The following is a 14103-nucleotide window of genomic DNA, read 5'->3' as shown; positions in this document are numbered from 1 at the left end:
ATCGTTCTAATCATATAAGAAAAGAGGAAAATAGCGATGACCGTATCTGCTTTAGAACAAGCAAAAGTAGAATTACCGAATGGAGAAACAGTAAATTACCGAATGAAAAAAGGCGGAAAAGAGGTGCTTTTGTTAATTCACGGAAACATGAATTCTTCCCTTAACTGGGATGTGTTAATGAACGAACTGCCAGAACATATCACAGCTTATGCCATCGACCTAAGAGGGTTTGGAGACTCCACTTATCATACACCTATCCACACAATCAAAGACTTATCAGATGATGTCAAACTGTTTGCAGATGCTTTAAAGTTGTCTGCTTTTACAATAAGCGGGTGGTCATTAGGAGGAGCAGTTGCTATGCAATATGTGATTGATCATCCGAATGATGCCAAAAATTTAATCCTATTAAGCTCCGTCAACATCAAAGGCTATCCCATTCCAAGAAGAACGTTTCTAGAACTGCCTATTCCTAACAATTTTATACAAACCAAAGAAGAAGTAAAAGAAGCATTTAGAATGGTAGAAAACGCGAAAGAAACAAAAAACACATGGTTTTTAAAAATGATGCTGCGTCAATTTTTATATACAAAAAATAAGCCGTCTGCTGATCAATTTGAAAAGTATTTAGAAGGAACGATCAAGCAGCGCAACTTAATTGATATCAATTACGCACTCATGAGATTTAACATTTCAAACGATTTTAACGGGGTTGTTCAAGGAACAGGAGAGGTGGAAAAAATCACGATTCCTACTATGGTTATTCAAGGAGATGAAGATAAGATGGTTTCAACAAGAGATGCATCTGACATCGCAAAAGGCATAGGGGAAAATGCAACGTTAAAAATCATGAAAGGTGTAGGCCACTGCCCGTTGTTAGATGATTTAAGCGGTTTAATAGACTTATACAATGCTAAGTTAAGCAGGGCTTAGGAAAAGCGAGATTTTCTTTCCTAACAAAAGCTTTATAGTTGCTAAATGCAGCATGTTCTAAATCCACACAAAAAAATGGGCTGCCTGCAAAAGAGATACTGTGTGATGAAAAAGCGTGCTATCTTTTGAGGAAGCTTATAGCGAGTAAATAAAGTCACTACAAAAAACGTAAGGTCTTTTCAAAGAGGCTTACGTTTTTTTACATGTACTCAACATATTCAATTCTGCTTTTCAAAATAAAGAAACAGATTGGTAATCCATTTTGATAGCACTATCACCCCGAGATAAAATACAAATAAATAACCGTAAGTAGCCCATTCATGCAGCTGGAAAAAGCCGATCCCTGTTAATAATGGTTTGAAAATAAAAGCAAAAAATAAACAAAGAGCCGTTGCGTATAAATAATAATTTTTATGACGGTTGATCGTCCATTGGTAGAGAAGCATAAAAGAGACAGGAATAAGCGAAGCATCTAGGCTAAAGCTTACGGGTATAACGGTATTCATTTGGTAAGGATACGTCCACAGCCCCTTATAAACGCCAGCAGTATCACTATAGTGAAACCAAACGTGCACGTTAAATCCATAAAAACCTAGATGAAAGGCTTTTTTTCGATCAATAAAAAAATAGAGAATGACTAGAGGCAAAATAAAAGCGCCCAAGGTCACCCAAAACTGCCAAGAGCTTGGACTGGAGTAGTGGTGCCAATATTCAGCCCACGTTTTGGAGAGATTTTCCTGTATGCTATGTATTTTTTCAAGGTATTCCTTTTGACCGGTTGTCAACGTGATCCATCCTTTTTAAGTAAGAAAAGTTTTTTATTTTTAAACTGCCCTTTTCTTAAGGTTTGGATACCTTTCCCTGTTGAGTTGTTTGTATTTTTCTGTACGTACATTTTAACTGGCCTTTATGCTAAAATAGGAGTTATAAAAAGGAAAAAGAAGGGAACGTATGGATAGCTCTATTTTAAACATAGTGATAGCGGTTTTTTCTATGATGGCCGGGTTAATCATCCTTTCCTTATCTCGATCATTATCCGATGAATCAGTGAAGCGGGTTCGAATTAGAGGGCTTCTTATCCCCATGTACTGGATAGCTAAAGGGTGCTTTGGCGTATCGTTTGAGCGGTTTGTACGTAAAACGATGTATGTATTCGGTATAATCTGCGTACTTACGTCGATTTTGCTGTTCGGAAAGGCCGTTTATCAGCTCATCATTTAAAAAGCAGTTACAGCGACTGCTTTTTTCCATTTTTATGAAACTTTTAGCGCGGTTTTTACGTATAAAAGGTATCAATAAAATAGGAGAAAAAGGAGTGGTTTTTTGTCTGAAGAAAAGAAAAAGACAGATTATCTAGGAGTAGGATTAGGTCTGGGCATTGCAATGGGGGCTTCTTTTGGGATGTTGATGAATAATATTGGGTTTGGTATTGCGATTGGGACCTCATTAGGCGTTGTTTTTGGAACGACGATGAATCAAAGAAACAATAAGGAATAAATTTCTGAAGAAAGGAGTAGAGAATGAAATATTTTGACGAAGCAAAAGAACTATGGGTAAACTATGTCCCGAGAAATGGGCAGTCGGATATTGTAGAAGGAGAGGTTATCCGAGCTATTGAAAAGCTCCGCTGTGAAGCTCAAGGAAACGGAAATGCCAATTGGGACGGTGGGTTTGAGATGCTGGTGTTATATATATTAGACGTATTAAATGACCCGGCCGTATTCAGCTCAGCTATGTTAGCCGAAATAAAAGCCGATGTTCACACCTTGCTCACTTCGGCAGAAGATCCGTATTTAGAAGACGACGTATACGATCGCTTGACGGACCGCGTCATTGAGTGGCATATAGCCAAAGGCGGACCTATCAAACGAGAAAAAAATCCTCAATTATATAGATAAGCGAGAAAAAGGAGCTGTTTTAAACGGGCTCTTCTTTTTTTGATCCCCAACGCTTTGCTTAACCAACAACTATCTAATTGCATCATGTGCTAAATAAATACATATTAAAAATCAGCGGTTTACATCACAGCAGTGTAGCATAAACTTCTTAAAAAATCGATTCATAAACGATTAAATGTTTGCTGACCTCCATAAAAAGTTCATAACTGACGCTGTTGCAAACACCTGTATTATTATATTCTTTACTAAATAAAAGATAAAGGAGAAGTGCCGATGTATATTCCAAAGTATTTTAAAGTAAATGATGAACAAATCATGTATGATTTTATTGAAGACAATGGATTCGCCACTTTGTTTTCGTATCATAATGAAAAGCCTTATGCTACTCATTTGCCCTTGATGTTAGATCGGAAAGAAAAAGCTTTATACGGGCATTTTGCTCGTCCGAATCAGCAGTGGAAAGATGCTGAAAATCAAGAAATTTTGATTGTGTTTCAAGGGCCTCACTGCTATATTTCACCGTCTTGGTATGAAACGAATCAAGCTGTACCAACATGGAATTATGAAGCTGTTCACGTGTATGGAACCATGAAAATGATTGAAGAACCAACAGAACTGCTTGGGCTGCTGAGTAAGATGGTAGAAAAATATGAAAGCCCGAGCAGTACATATACACTAAATGACGTTGACCCTGCTTATATGAATGGTTTAAGCAAAGGAATCGTTGGATTTAAGATCGATATTACTAAAATGGAAGGCAAGCAAAAGCTAAGTCAAAATCATTCAGAAGAGAGACAGCAGCTAGTTATAGAAAAATTAGAGCAGATGCCTCGTGAAAATGAAAAGAAAATTGCGGAGCTGATGAAACAAAATGTGCAGCGTGCGCTTAAAAAATAAGCGCTGGTTGAAAAAGTGATCTATTCGTTAGTTTAAATCCAAAAAGAAACTGAATATATTTTTAGTTTCTTTTTTTATGTCCACAGTAATTTTCTTGTTATTGACAAACTGGCTGTACATCCTTTAAAATTATCTTTAATTAAAGATAATTAAATTAAAGATAATTTTAGTGAAAGTTAAAAAATTTATATATTATGAAAAGAGGCGGAGCAGATGGAATTGTTAGGGTTGCATCATGTATCTATTTTGACGGGGAAAGCTGAGAAAAACTATCAGTTTTTCACCAAAGTTTTAGGCATGCGATTAGTAAAAAAAACGGTGAATCAAGATAACACGCAGTCTTACCACTTGTTTTATGCAGATGGAGAAGGGACGCCAGGAACGGAAGTAACGTTTTTTGATATTCCGGGGCTTGCAAGAACGCATCAAGGTGCATCTGACATTTCGACCGTGTCGCTTCGCGTTAAAAGTACGGATTCTTTACACTTTTGGAAAGAGCGCTTCGAACAGTACGGAGTGGAATATGAAGAAATAGCTAAACGAGCTAATCGTGATACGTTAGCATTTAAAGATTATGAAGGTACACGTTTGCTTCTTGTCGCGGATAACGGCGAAAAAGGGGTAAGAGCAGGCGTGCCGTGGAAGCGTGAAGACATTCCGTTAGAACATGCGATTATCGGTTTAGGACCTGTCACGCTAACGGTGGGCACGGCAGAACCAACTGTTGACGTACTAACAAACATTATGGGATTTCGCTACGTGGGTTCTTATCCATCTCTTGCAGGAGATCATAGAGATATTTTGGTTTATGCAACAGGTGAAGGCGGAAGCGGAGCTGAAGTTCATATTGAAACGAGACCTGATTTGCCGAAAGTTCGCTTAGGGCGCGGTGGCGTTCATCACGTTGCCTTCCGTGTTCCAAATGAAGAAGAATACAATAAGTGGGCAAGTCGATTAGATGAAAACAGTCTGCCGAATTCTGGTAAAGTAGAACGATACTATTTCAAAGCACTTTACTTCAGAGAACCAAACGGCATTTTATTTGAATTATCAACGGACACACCTGGATTTGCGACCGATGAACCGCTTGAAACGATGGGCCAAACATTAGCGCTGCCGCCATTTTTAGAGCCGAAGCGCAAAGAAATCGAAGAGAAGCTGAGACCGCTAGATTTGGACGAAACGCTATAAGGTTTGCAGCGATTAAGACATGAAAAAACTCCAGTGTTTATACTGGAGTTTTTTGGGTTAACACTCATCGTGGCAGAAATTGAAACCACATGCACCAATGATAATGAGTAAAATAAACAGTACGATGATAATGGCAAAACCACTACCTCTGTGGCAAGGAACGCTATATCCACATTCCATATATCCATAGTCCGGCATTGTGTATCCGCAGTGTGGAATCATATGGTCATAAGCAGGAGCAGCGTAGCCATGGTGAGCCATAGCAGGTGAGAACGGCATATTTTCATTAGAACTAAAAGGTGCGTTTACGTTATTATGCATTTTGATATCTTCCCTTCATTTATAAAACTTTTATAAAGCTTTGATAACTTATTCATATGTTCCAAGGTCCTCATATGAAGCTTATTCACAGCCCAATTATGGTTAATTAACTATATTTTATGGTGAATGGAAATGAAGCAGTGAGTTTTACGGTGCTTGTGGCCTTATAAGTTATGTCAGAAGGGAAGGGGTTTACCTGTTTTTGACTGCGCACAGCTGTTTCTAGAGTGGTTATGATGAACGTTTTGATTTTCTTAATTCTATATCGTATACGTACCCAAGCTTTCGATGGTTCATAACGTCTTCAGGGGTTGTATTCCAAGGATACATCGGATCTCTAAAGTTTTGACCAAATGGCCCGTTTTTCATCGGCTGATAGTTTTGATTGCGATGAACAATTTGCCATACAGCCCAAATACGATCCACATTTGCGTGGTGTAAAAAGAAGACAGGATCATTCGGAGCAGTAGGGACAACGCCCATCTGTCCGCCAACCCAACGGTGTACGCGATTGTGAAGCTGCGGTCCGTTAATAAATCCTTCAAGCTGATTACGAAAGCTGTTTTGGCTGGTCATATCCCAAGGCGGCGTATCATATTGAGTTATTTTTAAAGCTTTGAGAACATCATCTCGAGTAGGGAGTGTAGGCGCCTCTTTCGTTGCTCCAAAATTACGTTTTAACCCTCCGGAAGGATTTCCTTGTTCATCGATCGTCGTCCAGCGCCCAGCTGCAAATGGCCCAGTATCGACGATAAAATCCTTTTTGGGATTTCCGTTTCCGCCCATAAAATCTGCGCTCCAAATTGGTGATTGTGATGGATCCTGCAGCTGTGCATCCGTTTCCCATTCCCAATAAGGAAGGGTTACTTCTGGATTGATCGACTGGAGGTCACGTTCGAATCGCAAAAGGTATTCACGATGCCACGGCAAAAAAGCAGAACTCATATGTGCTGCATTTCGATCGCTGCCCGGAGGAGTATGAAATTTACCTGCTGCACCATGCCAGGCTATATAGCGGTCATATATTCCTTTTTCCTTTAGTATTAGCACGGCACGAATAAAATCTCTTTTTTCGGTGTCTGTAAGATGTAATACGTTTTTTCTGACTTTATATTTGTTACTCATTTTTTAACCTCTTTCTAAAAAAGAAGCAAGGGGCTGTTTCTTTTTTATATTTAGAATATGTCCAAGAGGTAAAAGTGCTACTGTCACATCTCCAAAATTTAACAGTCTAAAGTTGGGTTTTTTACATATCAAATAGACTTTAAATCAATTATTAACTTTCTAGAGCTGTAGATAATGAGAAGAGGTATAATGAAAAAAAGCAGGCGTGGGCCTGCTTTTTTCATTGTATATATTAGGGTTAATGACCTATTGGATACATGGTCGTTACACTGTAGTCGTAGTCTTTGCCTCTGTAGTCGGTATACACAACTCTAACTTCTTGGTTTAAAGAACTAATATATTTTTCTTTAACGTAATTGCCAGATTTATTATTGGTGCCGTCTTCACCTTCGTTAATGACTTTTTCGGCAATAGACATGGCTTGTTTTTCATTTAAATACTTGCTGAATTGGCTTTTACCATGGTAATTGTCCGCTCCTGGTTTTTGCATATGCGCGACAATGTGGCAATATCCGTATTTATCATTTCCTTCTTGTAAGACAAGCTCTTTGCCGGTAAATAACCTGTCGCTTTGAGTCTCTGCAGAGCATTCGTTGCTTGATGTAGTGTCCGATGTACTCCCCGATGTACTGCTGGATGTGCTGCTTGAATTTTCATGCTGCTGAATGAGGGAAATAGGCGAATTGTTGGTAAATACAGCGATGAGAGCAATCACAAGTGCTACAATGGTGTATAGTATTTTGCTGTTTTTTAAAAAATCCATTCCTTTATGCGTCTCCTTTTTGAATCAACGTTAAAATCAAATCAACTTTCTTTTCTAGCTGATCGATTAAGTTTTGTTTTACTTGTTCTGATTGTAATAAAGCGCTTCTTAGTTCGTCCATATCTTTTTGCATATACGCACGGTTTTCTTTTTCTTGCTGCAGCTCTTTTTGAAGAGCGTGTATCGTGGACAGCAATTCTTTATCTTGGCTCATTTCTGCGTTCACCGCCTCTGTATTGATAAAAAGCAACGTATGCCCACTATATAAAATACCACTATCTCTGCTGTAAATCGACTATTTGGATAGGAAATGAGCCCTCCCGGGTGAGGTTTTAGCAGGATATTGCTAGTTGAGAGGAGAATAGTATGGTTTACCGTAGATAGATAAGCTGCGCAGAAAAGAGGGAAGAAAATGTTTCCGGAATTAGAGACAAAACGGCTGATATTAAGAAAAATTGTAGAAAATGATGCGGGTGAGATTTTAGAATGCTTTTCTGATGAAGACGTGCTGCGCTATTACGGGCAAAAATCTTTAGAATCGATTGACCAAGTGAAAGGGATCATTGAGAATTTTTCCAAAGGCTACGAAGAAAAGCAGTTGATTAAATGGGGGATTCAGCTAAAAGGAAACGAAAAGCTGATTGGCACAATAGGGTTTCAAGAGTGGTCTTCAGAGCATAAAAAAGCAAATATAAGCTATGCTCTTTTTCCAGAGCACTGGAACAAAGGATACGCAACGGAAGCCGTTCATGAAGCGATTTCTTATGGCTTCCACGAACTTCAATACAATCGCATAGGAGCGATTGTATTTACGCAAAATAGCGGATCTATCGCTTTGTTAAGCAAAGTAGGATTTAAAAAAGAAGGGACGTTAAGAGAGTACCTATATCAAAACAATATCCCGTTTGATACATATGTTTATTCGCTGCTGCGCGGGGAAGCAAAGATATAATTGTAAGCACAAAAAAAGGAACATGGGGAGATGTTCCTTTTTTTTGTGCTTATATTTGTTATTAGAACGTACGTGCAGCTTCTTTAGCGCGAGCAATACCGTCTTCTTTAATTTCTTGTGCTTTATCTGGCATTGCAGCCTGTCCTTCTACAAATAGGCTTCCGATAGAAGGAACCCCAAAGAAGTTCATCATAATGCGCATATAGCGGTGACCCATTTCTAGTTCACCAGCAGGGCCGCGAGAGTAGATACCGCCGTTTGCTTGAATATGATACGCTTTTTTATCTGTTAATAGACCTACAGAACCTTCTGCTGTATATTTAAATGATTTTCCAGCTACTGCTACAGCATCTAAGTATGCTTTCATCACTGGAGGGAATGAGAAGTTCCACATTGGTGTAACAAATACATATTTGTCCGCTTGAGCAAATTGGTCACTTAACTCGTTTAGGCGAGCAACTTTGCGCTGTTCTTCAGAAGTAAGTGTATCAAATTCTGCGCCGCTTCCAAGTTTGCCCCATCCGCTGAATACATCGCCGTCGATGTGAGGGATATGCTCTTGATATAAGTTAACGTGAACAATCTCATCCGCTGGGTTTACTTCTTTATACTCATTAATAAATGCATCTCCCGCAGCCATACTGAATGATTGCGTAGCATCGTTAGGGTTTGCTGTAATATATAATACTTTTGCCATAATTCTTTTCACCTTTCTGTTTTCAATATATAAATGTTGTTTTATGAATTAAAGATAATATGTTCGAAAACATCTACTACGTTATTAATAGTAACTTACGTAACAAATTTAGTCAAAGGTTTTTTATTGGGTTTTATCATGTTCACAAACATTTTTAAGAGTATTACGCTTTTGGATTTTATGGATGAATCCTTTAAAAATAAGGGTTTTTTCAGGTTGAAGTGTGATTTTAAACGTTATTTATCTAGAGGAACTATCTTTTTTTGAAGATGGATAATTAAAAAACGAAAAAGAAAAATTATATATCTTTGTTTCATGCGTTATTAATAGTAACAAAAAATAACAGCGTTTCATCTTTCCTTTTAACCTATTTTCAGCGTAAAACGAGCAGAAAGGTGATAATTATTTCAAGGGAAATATAAGGGAGGGAAGAGTAAAGAAAAAGACCTCAATCTGTTTCGAGGTCTTTTTGATTCTTATTGAATTTAAAACGTTTTGGCCATTGAATGTGCTTTTTGGAGTGCTTTTTCTTTAATTTGCGGAATTTGATCCGGGAATTTTACTTGCCCTTCAATAATAATGCTTTCAAACGCTTCGATTCCAAAGAAGTCCATCATGATTTCTAAATAGCGGTGGCCCATTTCTCTTGCCATTTCAGGGCCTTCTGAATACACGTCTCCGCGGGACTGAATGTGAATTGCTTTTTTTCCTTTAAGCAATCCTTGAGCGCCTTCTTTTGTATATGTAAAGGTTTTACCTGACACGGTAATCGCATCAATGTACGTTTTCATGATCGCAGGAACAGAAAAATTCCACATTGGCGTGACAAAAATATATTTGTCAGCGAGTACGAACTGTCCGCCTAGTTCGGCTAACCGTCCCACTTTTAATCGTTCATCCGTTGATAAATCCTGGATGGAGGAGTGAGAACGAAGCTTTTTCCATCCGTTAAATACGTCTGCATCTAAGTATGGAATATCTGCTTGATATAAATCTAAATGAACCACATCATCTTCTGGATGGGTTTGCTTATACACGTCAATAAATTCTTTCCCTACAGCCATGCTAAGCGATTCGTCTTCAGCTAAAGGGTGTGCAGTAATATAGAGAACATTTGCCATGATGCTCATCCTTTCTATGGAGTAGTTTTATTAATCTTGGACCCAGCTTTCTGCCCACTGGCTAATCGGTCCTAGTATTTTACCTAACTCTGTTCCTTTTTGAGTCAGCGAATATTCAGAACGAATAGGGCGGTCGGGAATGACATTTCGGACAACGATTCCGTGGTCTTCAAGCTCTTTAATCCGTTCTGTCAACAGCCTTCTGCTTAAAGCTGGTATACTTTCATTTAATTCACTAAAGCGTTTAGGACCGCTCATCAGCACATAGATGATTAATCCTGTCCACTTCTTGCCAATCAGTTCGAAACTTTTTTCTACTTTAGGTTGAATATCTTTTGGTTCGTCCATATTACGTATCCTCCTTCAAACAATATGGATGAAAAATAACTTATGCATTTATTGTAACAGAAAAAGCGTAAAAACATGTGGAAACTTTGGGTGAAGCAGGGGGAAATGAATAATTTCACTAGTATTTGTACCTTGCTTTGCGCTTCTTGAAAACTTTTCACACATAGGCTTGTCACGACATACGATGTACGAATTCATTTTAAGAAAAGGTGGTATGGTCATGGCAGGAGTTATTAACATCTGTAACACGAGAATTAATGGTATGGCAAGAAACGGATCGATGAATTTTGGAGAAGTTCTTCACAACGGACACACAGCCGATGTTAAATCTGTTGGAATCAACTCAACCTATGGAGACATTTCAGCTGCTTGTGCGCGAATGAAAAACACGAACCTGGATCCAGACGTGTTTGATCAAACCGATTTAGCCAATCTTGATAACGCATATGGCAATCAGATATAAAAACGAGTAGCTTATAACAAATAAAGTTATAAGCTACTCGTTAGCTTGTCTTGCTTTTTTCTAGATGCATAGTGGACAAGATTCTGACTTTTTTCATTGTTGTACGATAAAACTAATTCCTTTGTGCTAGTGGCACAAAGGTGGTAAGGTATGACATGTGCTAGAAAAAGGAGAGACTATAAAAGAAGCGCTATAGGCACATTATAACGCTAGTTCATCTGTTTGCCCTTAATAAAATTGGCAAAAAATGAATCTTCTTAGAGCGTGGTTCGTACTAGTAAATAGATACATAATTTTGATGAAGAAAAGAGGTAGTACATTGAAAAACAAAGGTTTGATTGCTACGATTGTTGTGTTAGTACTTATTATAATTTACGGAATAAGCTCTTACAACAGTCTCGTTAGCGCAGAGGAAGATGTAGATAATAAATTTTCCCAAATAGATAATCAATTAAAAAGAAGAGCTGATCTAATTCCGAACTTAGTGGAAACGGTCAAAGGCTATGCTAAGCATGAGCAGGAAGCAATTGATTCGGTCACTCAGGCAAGAGCGCAGCTAGCGGGAGCGAAAACTCCTGAAGACAAAGCTGATGCTAATCAACAGTTAAGCGGTGCGTTAAACCGCCTGCTTGTAGTGGTTGAAAAATATCCGGATTTAAAAGCGAATGAAAACTTCAGAAGCTTAATGGACAGTTTAGAAGGAACGGAAAATCGACTCGCTGTAGCGCGTAAAGACTATAACGATGAAGTTGCAAAATACAATAAATCGGTTAAGAGATTTCCTAAAAGCATGTTAGCGGGTACGTTCGGTTTTGAAAAAAAGCCATATTTTGAAGTAACAAATGAAGAAAAACAAGCGCCGAAAGTTGATTTCGGGAGCGATAAGTGATGAAATTTCTTGCTCCGTTTGCTTTATTATTATCTCTTTTATGTAATACGGTAAGCGTTGCTTTTGCTGCACCTGATATCCCAAATCCGGTAGGCGATATTTACGTTCAAGATTTTGCTCATCTGTTAAATGACCAGGAAAAAGCGGATATCAATCAAATGGGCAGAAAGTTAGATGATGAAACGAAAGCTCAAGTAGCGATTCTTACGGTGAATTCATTAGGTGATTCGGATGTAGAAGAGTACGCAAATGAAGCGTTTCGAAAGTACAAACTCGGTGATAAAAAGCTGAACAATGGCGTTCTTATTTTGCTCGCTAAAAAAGAACAAAAAATCCGAATCGAAGTAGGGTATGGATTAGAAGGAGCTATCACCGATATCAAATCTGGAGAAATCATTGACTCTTATGCTATTCCTAACTTAAAAAACGGCAAATACGATACGGCGCTAGAAAGCACATATAAAGCTGTTTATAACCAAGTCGTAAAAGAGTATGATTTAGGAACAGATTTTGAACAAAAAGTGCCAAAAGCATCTCCGCCCTCTGATAGCGGTGTTCATTTAACAACTCTTCAAACGCTGCTGATTGCAGCTGTTATTGTGGGCTTGCTTATCCTTGACTTTGTCTTTTTTAAAGGAGCCATCACTCAATTTCTGCTAAACTTCCTTGTCATGTTTGGAGGAAGAGGCGGAGGTGGCGGCAGCGGAGGCAGCGGTCCTCGAGGAGGCGGAGGCGGAAGCTCTGGAGGCGGAGGAGCGAGCCGAGGCTGGTAAAAAGATAAGAGTTAAAAGAGGCTGAGATAAAATTAGGTTAGTTGAAAGAAAATCCGAACGAGATGGATTCTTGATTAAGAATCCAACGCGTTCGGATTTTTTGTTTGTAGGGTGAACCCAGCTTTCGTATCTTCATTCAGTTCCTTCTAGCAGTTCAGCTCATGTATCCTAGTTGTACGCATTTAAATCGAATTAATTAGGTATGTCTCAACCTCTTTTTTTGTTTGTACGATTACACCTTAAAAAATAGGTTTTTTCCATTATAGAAGCATAATTAGAAAAATTAAGGGAACTAAGAAAAAAGTTAGAGATTTACAAATAAAAAGGAAGGTTTTATATGAATACATTTAGATGGATAGCTGCAAGGAAACAGCTTTCTCCCCGCGCGTTTAAAGATGAGTTAACTAGTCAAATCTGGTTTAGTCCCTTAATTTATGCTTTCTTTTCTGTTCTTTTAGCTGCACTGACGCTGTTTCTTGACTATTATTGCAAAGTAGGAGAGAAGGTCCCTTCATTTTTTTCAATCAACATGGATTTAACGAATACGTTAGTGAGTACGATTATGCCCGGGATTTTATCGATTACCACATTTACCTTTAACTTAATGCTTGTTGTGTTTACATCATTTGCAGCTCAGTTTTCTCCTCGCGTGTTAAAAAACTTTGCTTCTTCTAAGTCTACTCAGCGAATTTTAGGTATTTTTATAGGGAGTTTTTTGTATACACTTTTTGTCTTTCTTTTTTTAAACAGCTCTCAAGTAAACGGATATTTTGCGATTCCGTTTGTGACGACAGCCCTTTCTGTTTTTAGTGCGGGCACGTTTGTCTACTTCATTAATCATTCTGTTAAGTGGCTGCAAGTAAATCATATGACTCAATCGATGAAAACAGCGTCCATAAAAGCGATTAAGACAACGATTCGCGAGGAACTGGAGATTCATCGAACGCAGTCTAGTCATAGCGAACAATTTTCCTTTCCAGAAGGAGAGAAAAAGCCGGTATGTATTCAAACATCTGGCTATATTCAAACGTTGAACTACAGCCAATTGATTCACTGTGCCAAAGAGCATAATTTAGTGATAAAAATGGAGCGTGAAGTAGGGGATTATGTGCTCAGCGGAACCGTATTGTTTTATTATTGGCATAGAGATTCGACGGAGCACGATGAAATGGATTGCGCCGTCTTTCACCAATATATCCATGTAGGGAAATCCCAGACTGATATTCAAGACACGACGTATATTATTACCAAGTTTGTGGAGATGGCGATTAAATCACTAGGAAATGATGACTTCAAAACGGCAGTTAACTCCATTCACCAAATTAGCGATATTCTTCGGGAAATTTGTGCCGCGAGTCAATTTTCTTCTTACTTAGTTGATGATAAAGGCGTGATACGAATGGTGATCCCTGACAAAAAGTTTGAGGACTTTTTATATGATGGATTTGCTAATATCCGGCACTATGCGAGACGGAATATTATCATTACGATGGAGCTGCTCAAAACGCTTGGAAATCTCGCTGAGGCCATTGGGCCAGCTTATTATGACGACATCTGGGAGTTTGCCGTATACATTTCTAAAGGCTTTGAAGAAGAGTATTTATTTGTTCAAGATAAAAAATATTTTTTACATATTCTTTGCGATTTAGCGGTTTCCACAAAAAAAGAAGAGCAGTATGAACAAATCGCCAAACAAATGAAAGAATAAAAAAAGCCGAAGTCAGACGCTGAC

The 14103-nt window shown here is 38.4% G+C and carries 19 protein-coding genes; 11 read left to right on the top strand and 8 right to left on the bottom strand.

The genetic code is table 11. The features are described 5' to 3' along the window. Window positions 1-36 precede the first annotated feature (36 nt). Window positions 37-933 (top strand): intracellular short-chain-length polyhydroxyalkanoate depolymerase, encoded by an 897-nt coding sequence (phaZ, locus tag AC1VNJ_RS08040; protein ID WP_482640573.1) that lies wholly within the window; start codon window positions 37-39, stop codon window positions 931-933. A 218-nt stretch (window positions 934-1151) separates the two neighbouring features. On the opposite strand, the gene AC1VNJ_RS08035 is transcribed toward phaZ, so the two are convergent. Next, window positions 1152-1718 (bottom strand): CBO0543 family protein, encoded by a 567-nt coding sequence (locus AC1VNJ_RS08035; RefSeq protein WP_482640572.1) that lies wholly within the window; start codon window positions 1716-1718, stop codon window positions 1152-1154. 166 nt (window positions 1719-1884) lie between these two features. On the opposite strand from AC1VNJ_RS08035, the gene AC1VNJ_RS08030 reads away from it, so the two are divergent. From AC1VNJ_RS08030 to AC1VNJ_RS08010, 5 genes are all read left to right on the top strand, one after another. Further along, window positions 1885-2154, top strand: a complete 270-nt coding sequence (locus tag AC1VNJ_RS08030; protein ID WP_482640571.1) for a hypothetical protein — start codon at window positions 1885-1887, stop codon at window positions 2152-2154. 102 nt (window positions 2155-2256) lie between these two features. Next, a complete protein-coding gene (locus AC1VNJ_RS08025; RefSeq protein WP_482640570.1) occupies window positions 2257-2430 on the top strand; it encodes a glycine zipper domain-containing protein in 174 nt (57 codons plus the stop codon). 23 nt (window positions 2431-2453) lie between these two features. Beyond that, window positions 2454-2831, top strand: coding sequence for a hypothetical protein (locus AC1VNJ_RS08020; RefSeq protein ID WP_340843517.1), 378 nt, complete (start codon window positions 2454-2456; stop codon window positions 2829-2831). Window positions 2832-3104: 273 nt separating this feature from the next. Beyond that, window positions 3105-3728: an FMN-binding negative transcriptional regulator gene (locus tag AC1VNJ_RS08015; protein WP_482640569.1), complete on the top strand. Its 624-nt coding sequence runs from the start codon at window positions 3105-3107 to the stop codon at window positions 3726-3728. A gap of 213 nt (window positions 3729-3941) precedes the next feature. Further along, window positions 3942-4919 carry a ring-cleaving dioxygenase gene (locus AC1VNJ_RS08010; RefSeq protein ID WP_208733156.1) on the top strand — a complete coding sequence of 326 codons (978 nt, stop codon included), beginning with the start codon at window positions 3942-3944 and terminating at the stop codon, window positions 4917-4919. Window positions 4920-4976: 57 nt separating this feature from the next. On the opposite strand, the gene AC1VNJ_RS08005 is transcribed toward AC1VNJ_RS08010, so the two are convergent. From AC1VNJ_RS08005 to AC1VNJ_RS07990, 4 genes are all read right to left on the bottom strand, one after another. After that, window positions 4977-5240: a YjcZ family sporulation protein gene (locus tag AC1VNJ_RS08005; RefSeq protein ID WP_098112416.1), complete on the bottom strand. Its 264-nt coding sequence runs from the start codon at window positions 5238-5240 to the stop codon at window positions 4977-4979. 231 nt (window positions 5241-5471) lie between these two features. Then, entirely contained in the window at window positions 5472-6365 is an 894-nt protein-coding gene (locus AC1VNJ_RS08000) for a tyrosinase family protein (RefSeq protein ID WP_482640568.1), read from the bottom strand. Window positions 6366-6603: 238 nt separating this feature from the next. Continuing rightward, entirely contained in the window at window positions 6604-7128 is a 525-nt protein-coding gene (locus AC1VNJ_RS07995; protein ID WP_028414607.1) for a hypothetical protein, read from the bottom strand. 4 nt (window positions 7129-7132) lie between these two features. Continuing rightward, on the bottom strand, window positions 7133-7342 hold the full coding sequence (locus AC1VNJ_RS07990; RefSeq protein ID WP_028414606.1) for a hypothetical protein: 210 nt from the start codon (window positions 7340-7342) through the stop codon (window positions 7133-7135). A gap of 198 nt (window positions 7343-7540) precedes the next feature. Between AC1VNJ_RS07990 and AC1VNJ_RS07985 the strand changes: the two genes are divergently transcribed. Next, window positions 7541-8080 (top strand): GNAT family N-acetyltransferase, encoded by a 540-nt coding sequence (locus tag AC1VNJ_RS07985; protein WP_028414605.1) that lies wholly within the window; start codon window positions 7541-7543, stop codon window positions 8078-8080. Window positions 8081-8141: 61 nt separating this feature from the next. Here the strand turns inward: AC1VNJ_RS07985 and AC1VNJ_RS07980 are convergent, their stop codons facing one another. From AC1VNJ_RS07980 to AC1VNJ_RS07970, 3 genes are all read right to left on the bottom strand, one after another. Then, entirely contained in the window at window positions 8142-8777 is a 636-nt protein-coding gene (locus AC1VNJ_RS07980; protein ID WP_028414604.1) for an FMN-dependent NADH-azoreductase, read from the bottom strand. 485 nt (window positions 8778-9262) lie between these two features. Then, window positions 9263-9898 carry an FMN-dependent NADH-azoreductase gene (locus AC1VNJ_RS07975; protein WP_028414603.1) on the bottom strand — a complete coding sequence of 212 codons (636 nt, stop codon included), beginning with the start codon at window positions 9896-9898 and terminating at the stop codon, window positions 9263-9265. 30 nt (window positions 9899-9928) lie between these two features. Further along, window positions 9929-10246, bottom strand: coding sequence for a winged helix-turn-helix transcriptional regulator (locus AC1VNJ_RS07970; RefSeq protein ID WP_013058076.1), 318 nt, complete (start codon window positions 10244-10246; stop codon window positions 9929-9931). A 220-nt stretch (window positions 10247-10466) separates the two neighbouring features. Here AC1VNJ_RS07970 and AC1VNJ_RS07965 point away from each other — a divergent pair, with 220 nt between their 5' ends. The 4 genes from AC1VNJ_RS07965 to AC1VNJ_RS07950 all read left to right on the top strand — a co-directional run bounded on the left by AC1VNJ_RS07965 (window position 10467) and on the right by AC1VNJ_RS07950 (window position 14079). Then, a complete protein-coding gene (locus AC1VNJ_RS07965) occupies window positions 10467-10709 on the top strand; it encodes a spore germination protein (RefSeq protein WP_098627597.1) in 243 nt (80 codons plus the stop codon). Window positions 10710-11028: 319 nt separating this feature from the next. After that, a complete protein-coding gene (locus tag AC1VNJ_RS07960; protein WP_482640567.1) occupies window positions 11029-11598 on the top strand; it encodes a LemA family protein in 570 nt (189 codons plus the stop codon). After that, window positions 11598-12371 carry a TPM domain-containing protein gene (locus AC1VNJ_RS07955; RefSeq protein ID WP_482640566.1) on the top strand — a complete coding sequence of 258 codons (774 nt, stop codon included), beginning with the start codon at window positions 11598-11600 and terminating at the stop codon, window positions 12369-12371. Before AC1VNJ_RS07960 ends, AC1VNJ_RS07955 begins: the two co-directional genes overlap by 1 nt. Before the next feature lie 337 nt (window positions 12372-12708). After that, complete coding sequence (locus tag AC1VNJ_RS07950) at window positions 12709-14079, top strand: DUF2254 domain-containing protein (protein WP_482640565.1); 1371 nt, start codon at window positions 12709-12711, stop codon at window positions 14077-14079. Window positions 14080-14103 lie beyond the last annotated feature (24 nt).

It is taken from the genome of Priestia sp. 3CA3 (assembly GCF_056836725.1).
The sequence above is the reverse complement of the archived record's forward strand: the minus strand, read 5'-3'. Positions and strand labels throughout refer to the sequence as shown.

Excerpts from the sequence above, each read along its gene's own strand:
- AC1VNJ_RS07955 (WP_482640566.1), top strand. The coding sequence starts at position 11,598 with ATGAAATTTCTTGCTCCGTTTGCTTTATTATTATCTCTTTTATGTAAT.
- AC1VNJ_RS07950 (WP_482640565.1), top strand. The coding sequence starts at position 12,709 with ATGAATACATTTAGATGGATAGCTGCAAGGAAACAGCTTTCTCCCCGC.
- AC1VNJ_RS08005 (WP_098112416.1), bottom strand. The coding sequence starts at position 5,240 with ATGCATAATAACGTAAACGCACCTTTTAGTTCTAATGAAAATATGCCG.
- AC1VNJ_RS07970 (WP_013058076.1), bottom strand. The coding sequence starts at position 10,246 with ATGGACGAACCAAAAGATATTCAACCTAAAGTAGAAAAAAGTTTCGAA.
- AC1VNJ_RS07985 (WP_028414605.1), top strand. The coding sequence starts at position 7,541 with ATGTTTCCGGAATTAGAGACAAAACGGCTGATATTAAGAAAAATTGTA.
- AC1VNJ_RS07990 (WP_028414606.1), bottom strand. The coding sequence starts at position 7,342 with ATGAGCCAAGATAAAGAATTGCTGTCCACGATACACGCTCTTCAAAAA.
- AC1VNJ_RS08020 (WP_340843517.1), top strand. The coding sequence starts at position 2,454 with ATGAAATATTTTGACGAAGCAAAAGAACTATGGGTAAACTATGTCCCG.
- AC1VNJ_RS08030 (WP_482640571.1), top strand. The coding sequence starts at position 1,885 with ATGGATAGCTCTATTTTAAACATAGTGATAGCGGTTTTTTCTATGATG.
- AC1VNJ_RS08000 (WP_482640568.1), bottom strand. The coding sequence starts at position 6,365 with ATGAGTAACAAATATAAAGTCAGAAAAAACGTATTACATCTTACAGAC.
- AC1VNJ_RS07995 (WP_028414607.1), bottom strand. The coding sequence starts at position 7,128 with ATGGATTTTTTAAAAAACAGCAAAATACTATACACCATTGTAGCACTT.
- AC1VNJ_RS08015 (WP_482640569.1), top strand. The coding sequence starts at position 3,105 with ATGTATATTCCAAAGTATTTTAAAGTAAATGATGAACAAATCATGTAT.
- AC1VNJ_RS08010 (WP_208733156.1), top strand. The coding sequence starts at position 3,942 with ATGGAATTGTTAGGGTTGCATCATGTATCTATTTTGACGGGGAAAGCT.
- AC1VNJ_RS07975 (WP_028414603.1), bottom strand. The coding sequence starts at position 9,898 with ATGGCAAATGTTCTCTATATTACTGCACACCCTTTAGCTGAAGACGAA.
- AC1VNJ_RS07980 (WP_028414604.1), bottom strand. The coding sequence starts at position 8,777 with ATGGCAAAAGTATTATATATTACAGCAAACCCTAACGATGCTACGCAA.
- phaZ (WP_482640573.1), top strand. The coding sequence starts at position 37 with ATGACCGTATCTGCTTTAGAACAAGCAAAAGTAGAATTACCGAATGGA.
- AC1VNJ_RS07965 (WP_098627597.1), top strand. The coding sequence starts at position 10,467 with ATGGCAGGAGTTATTAACATCTGTAACACGAGAATTAATGGTATGGCA.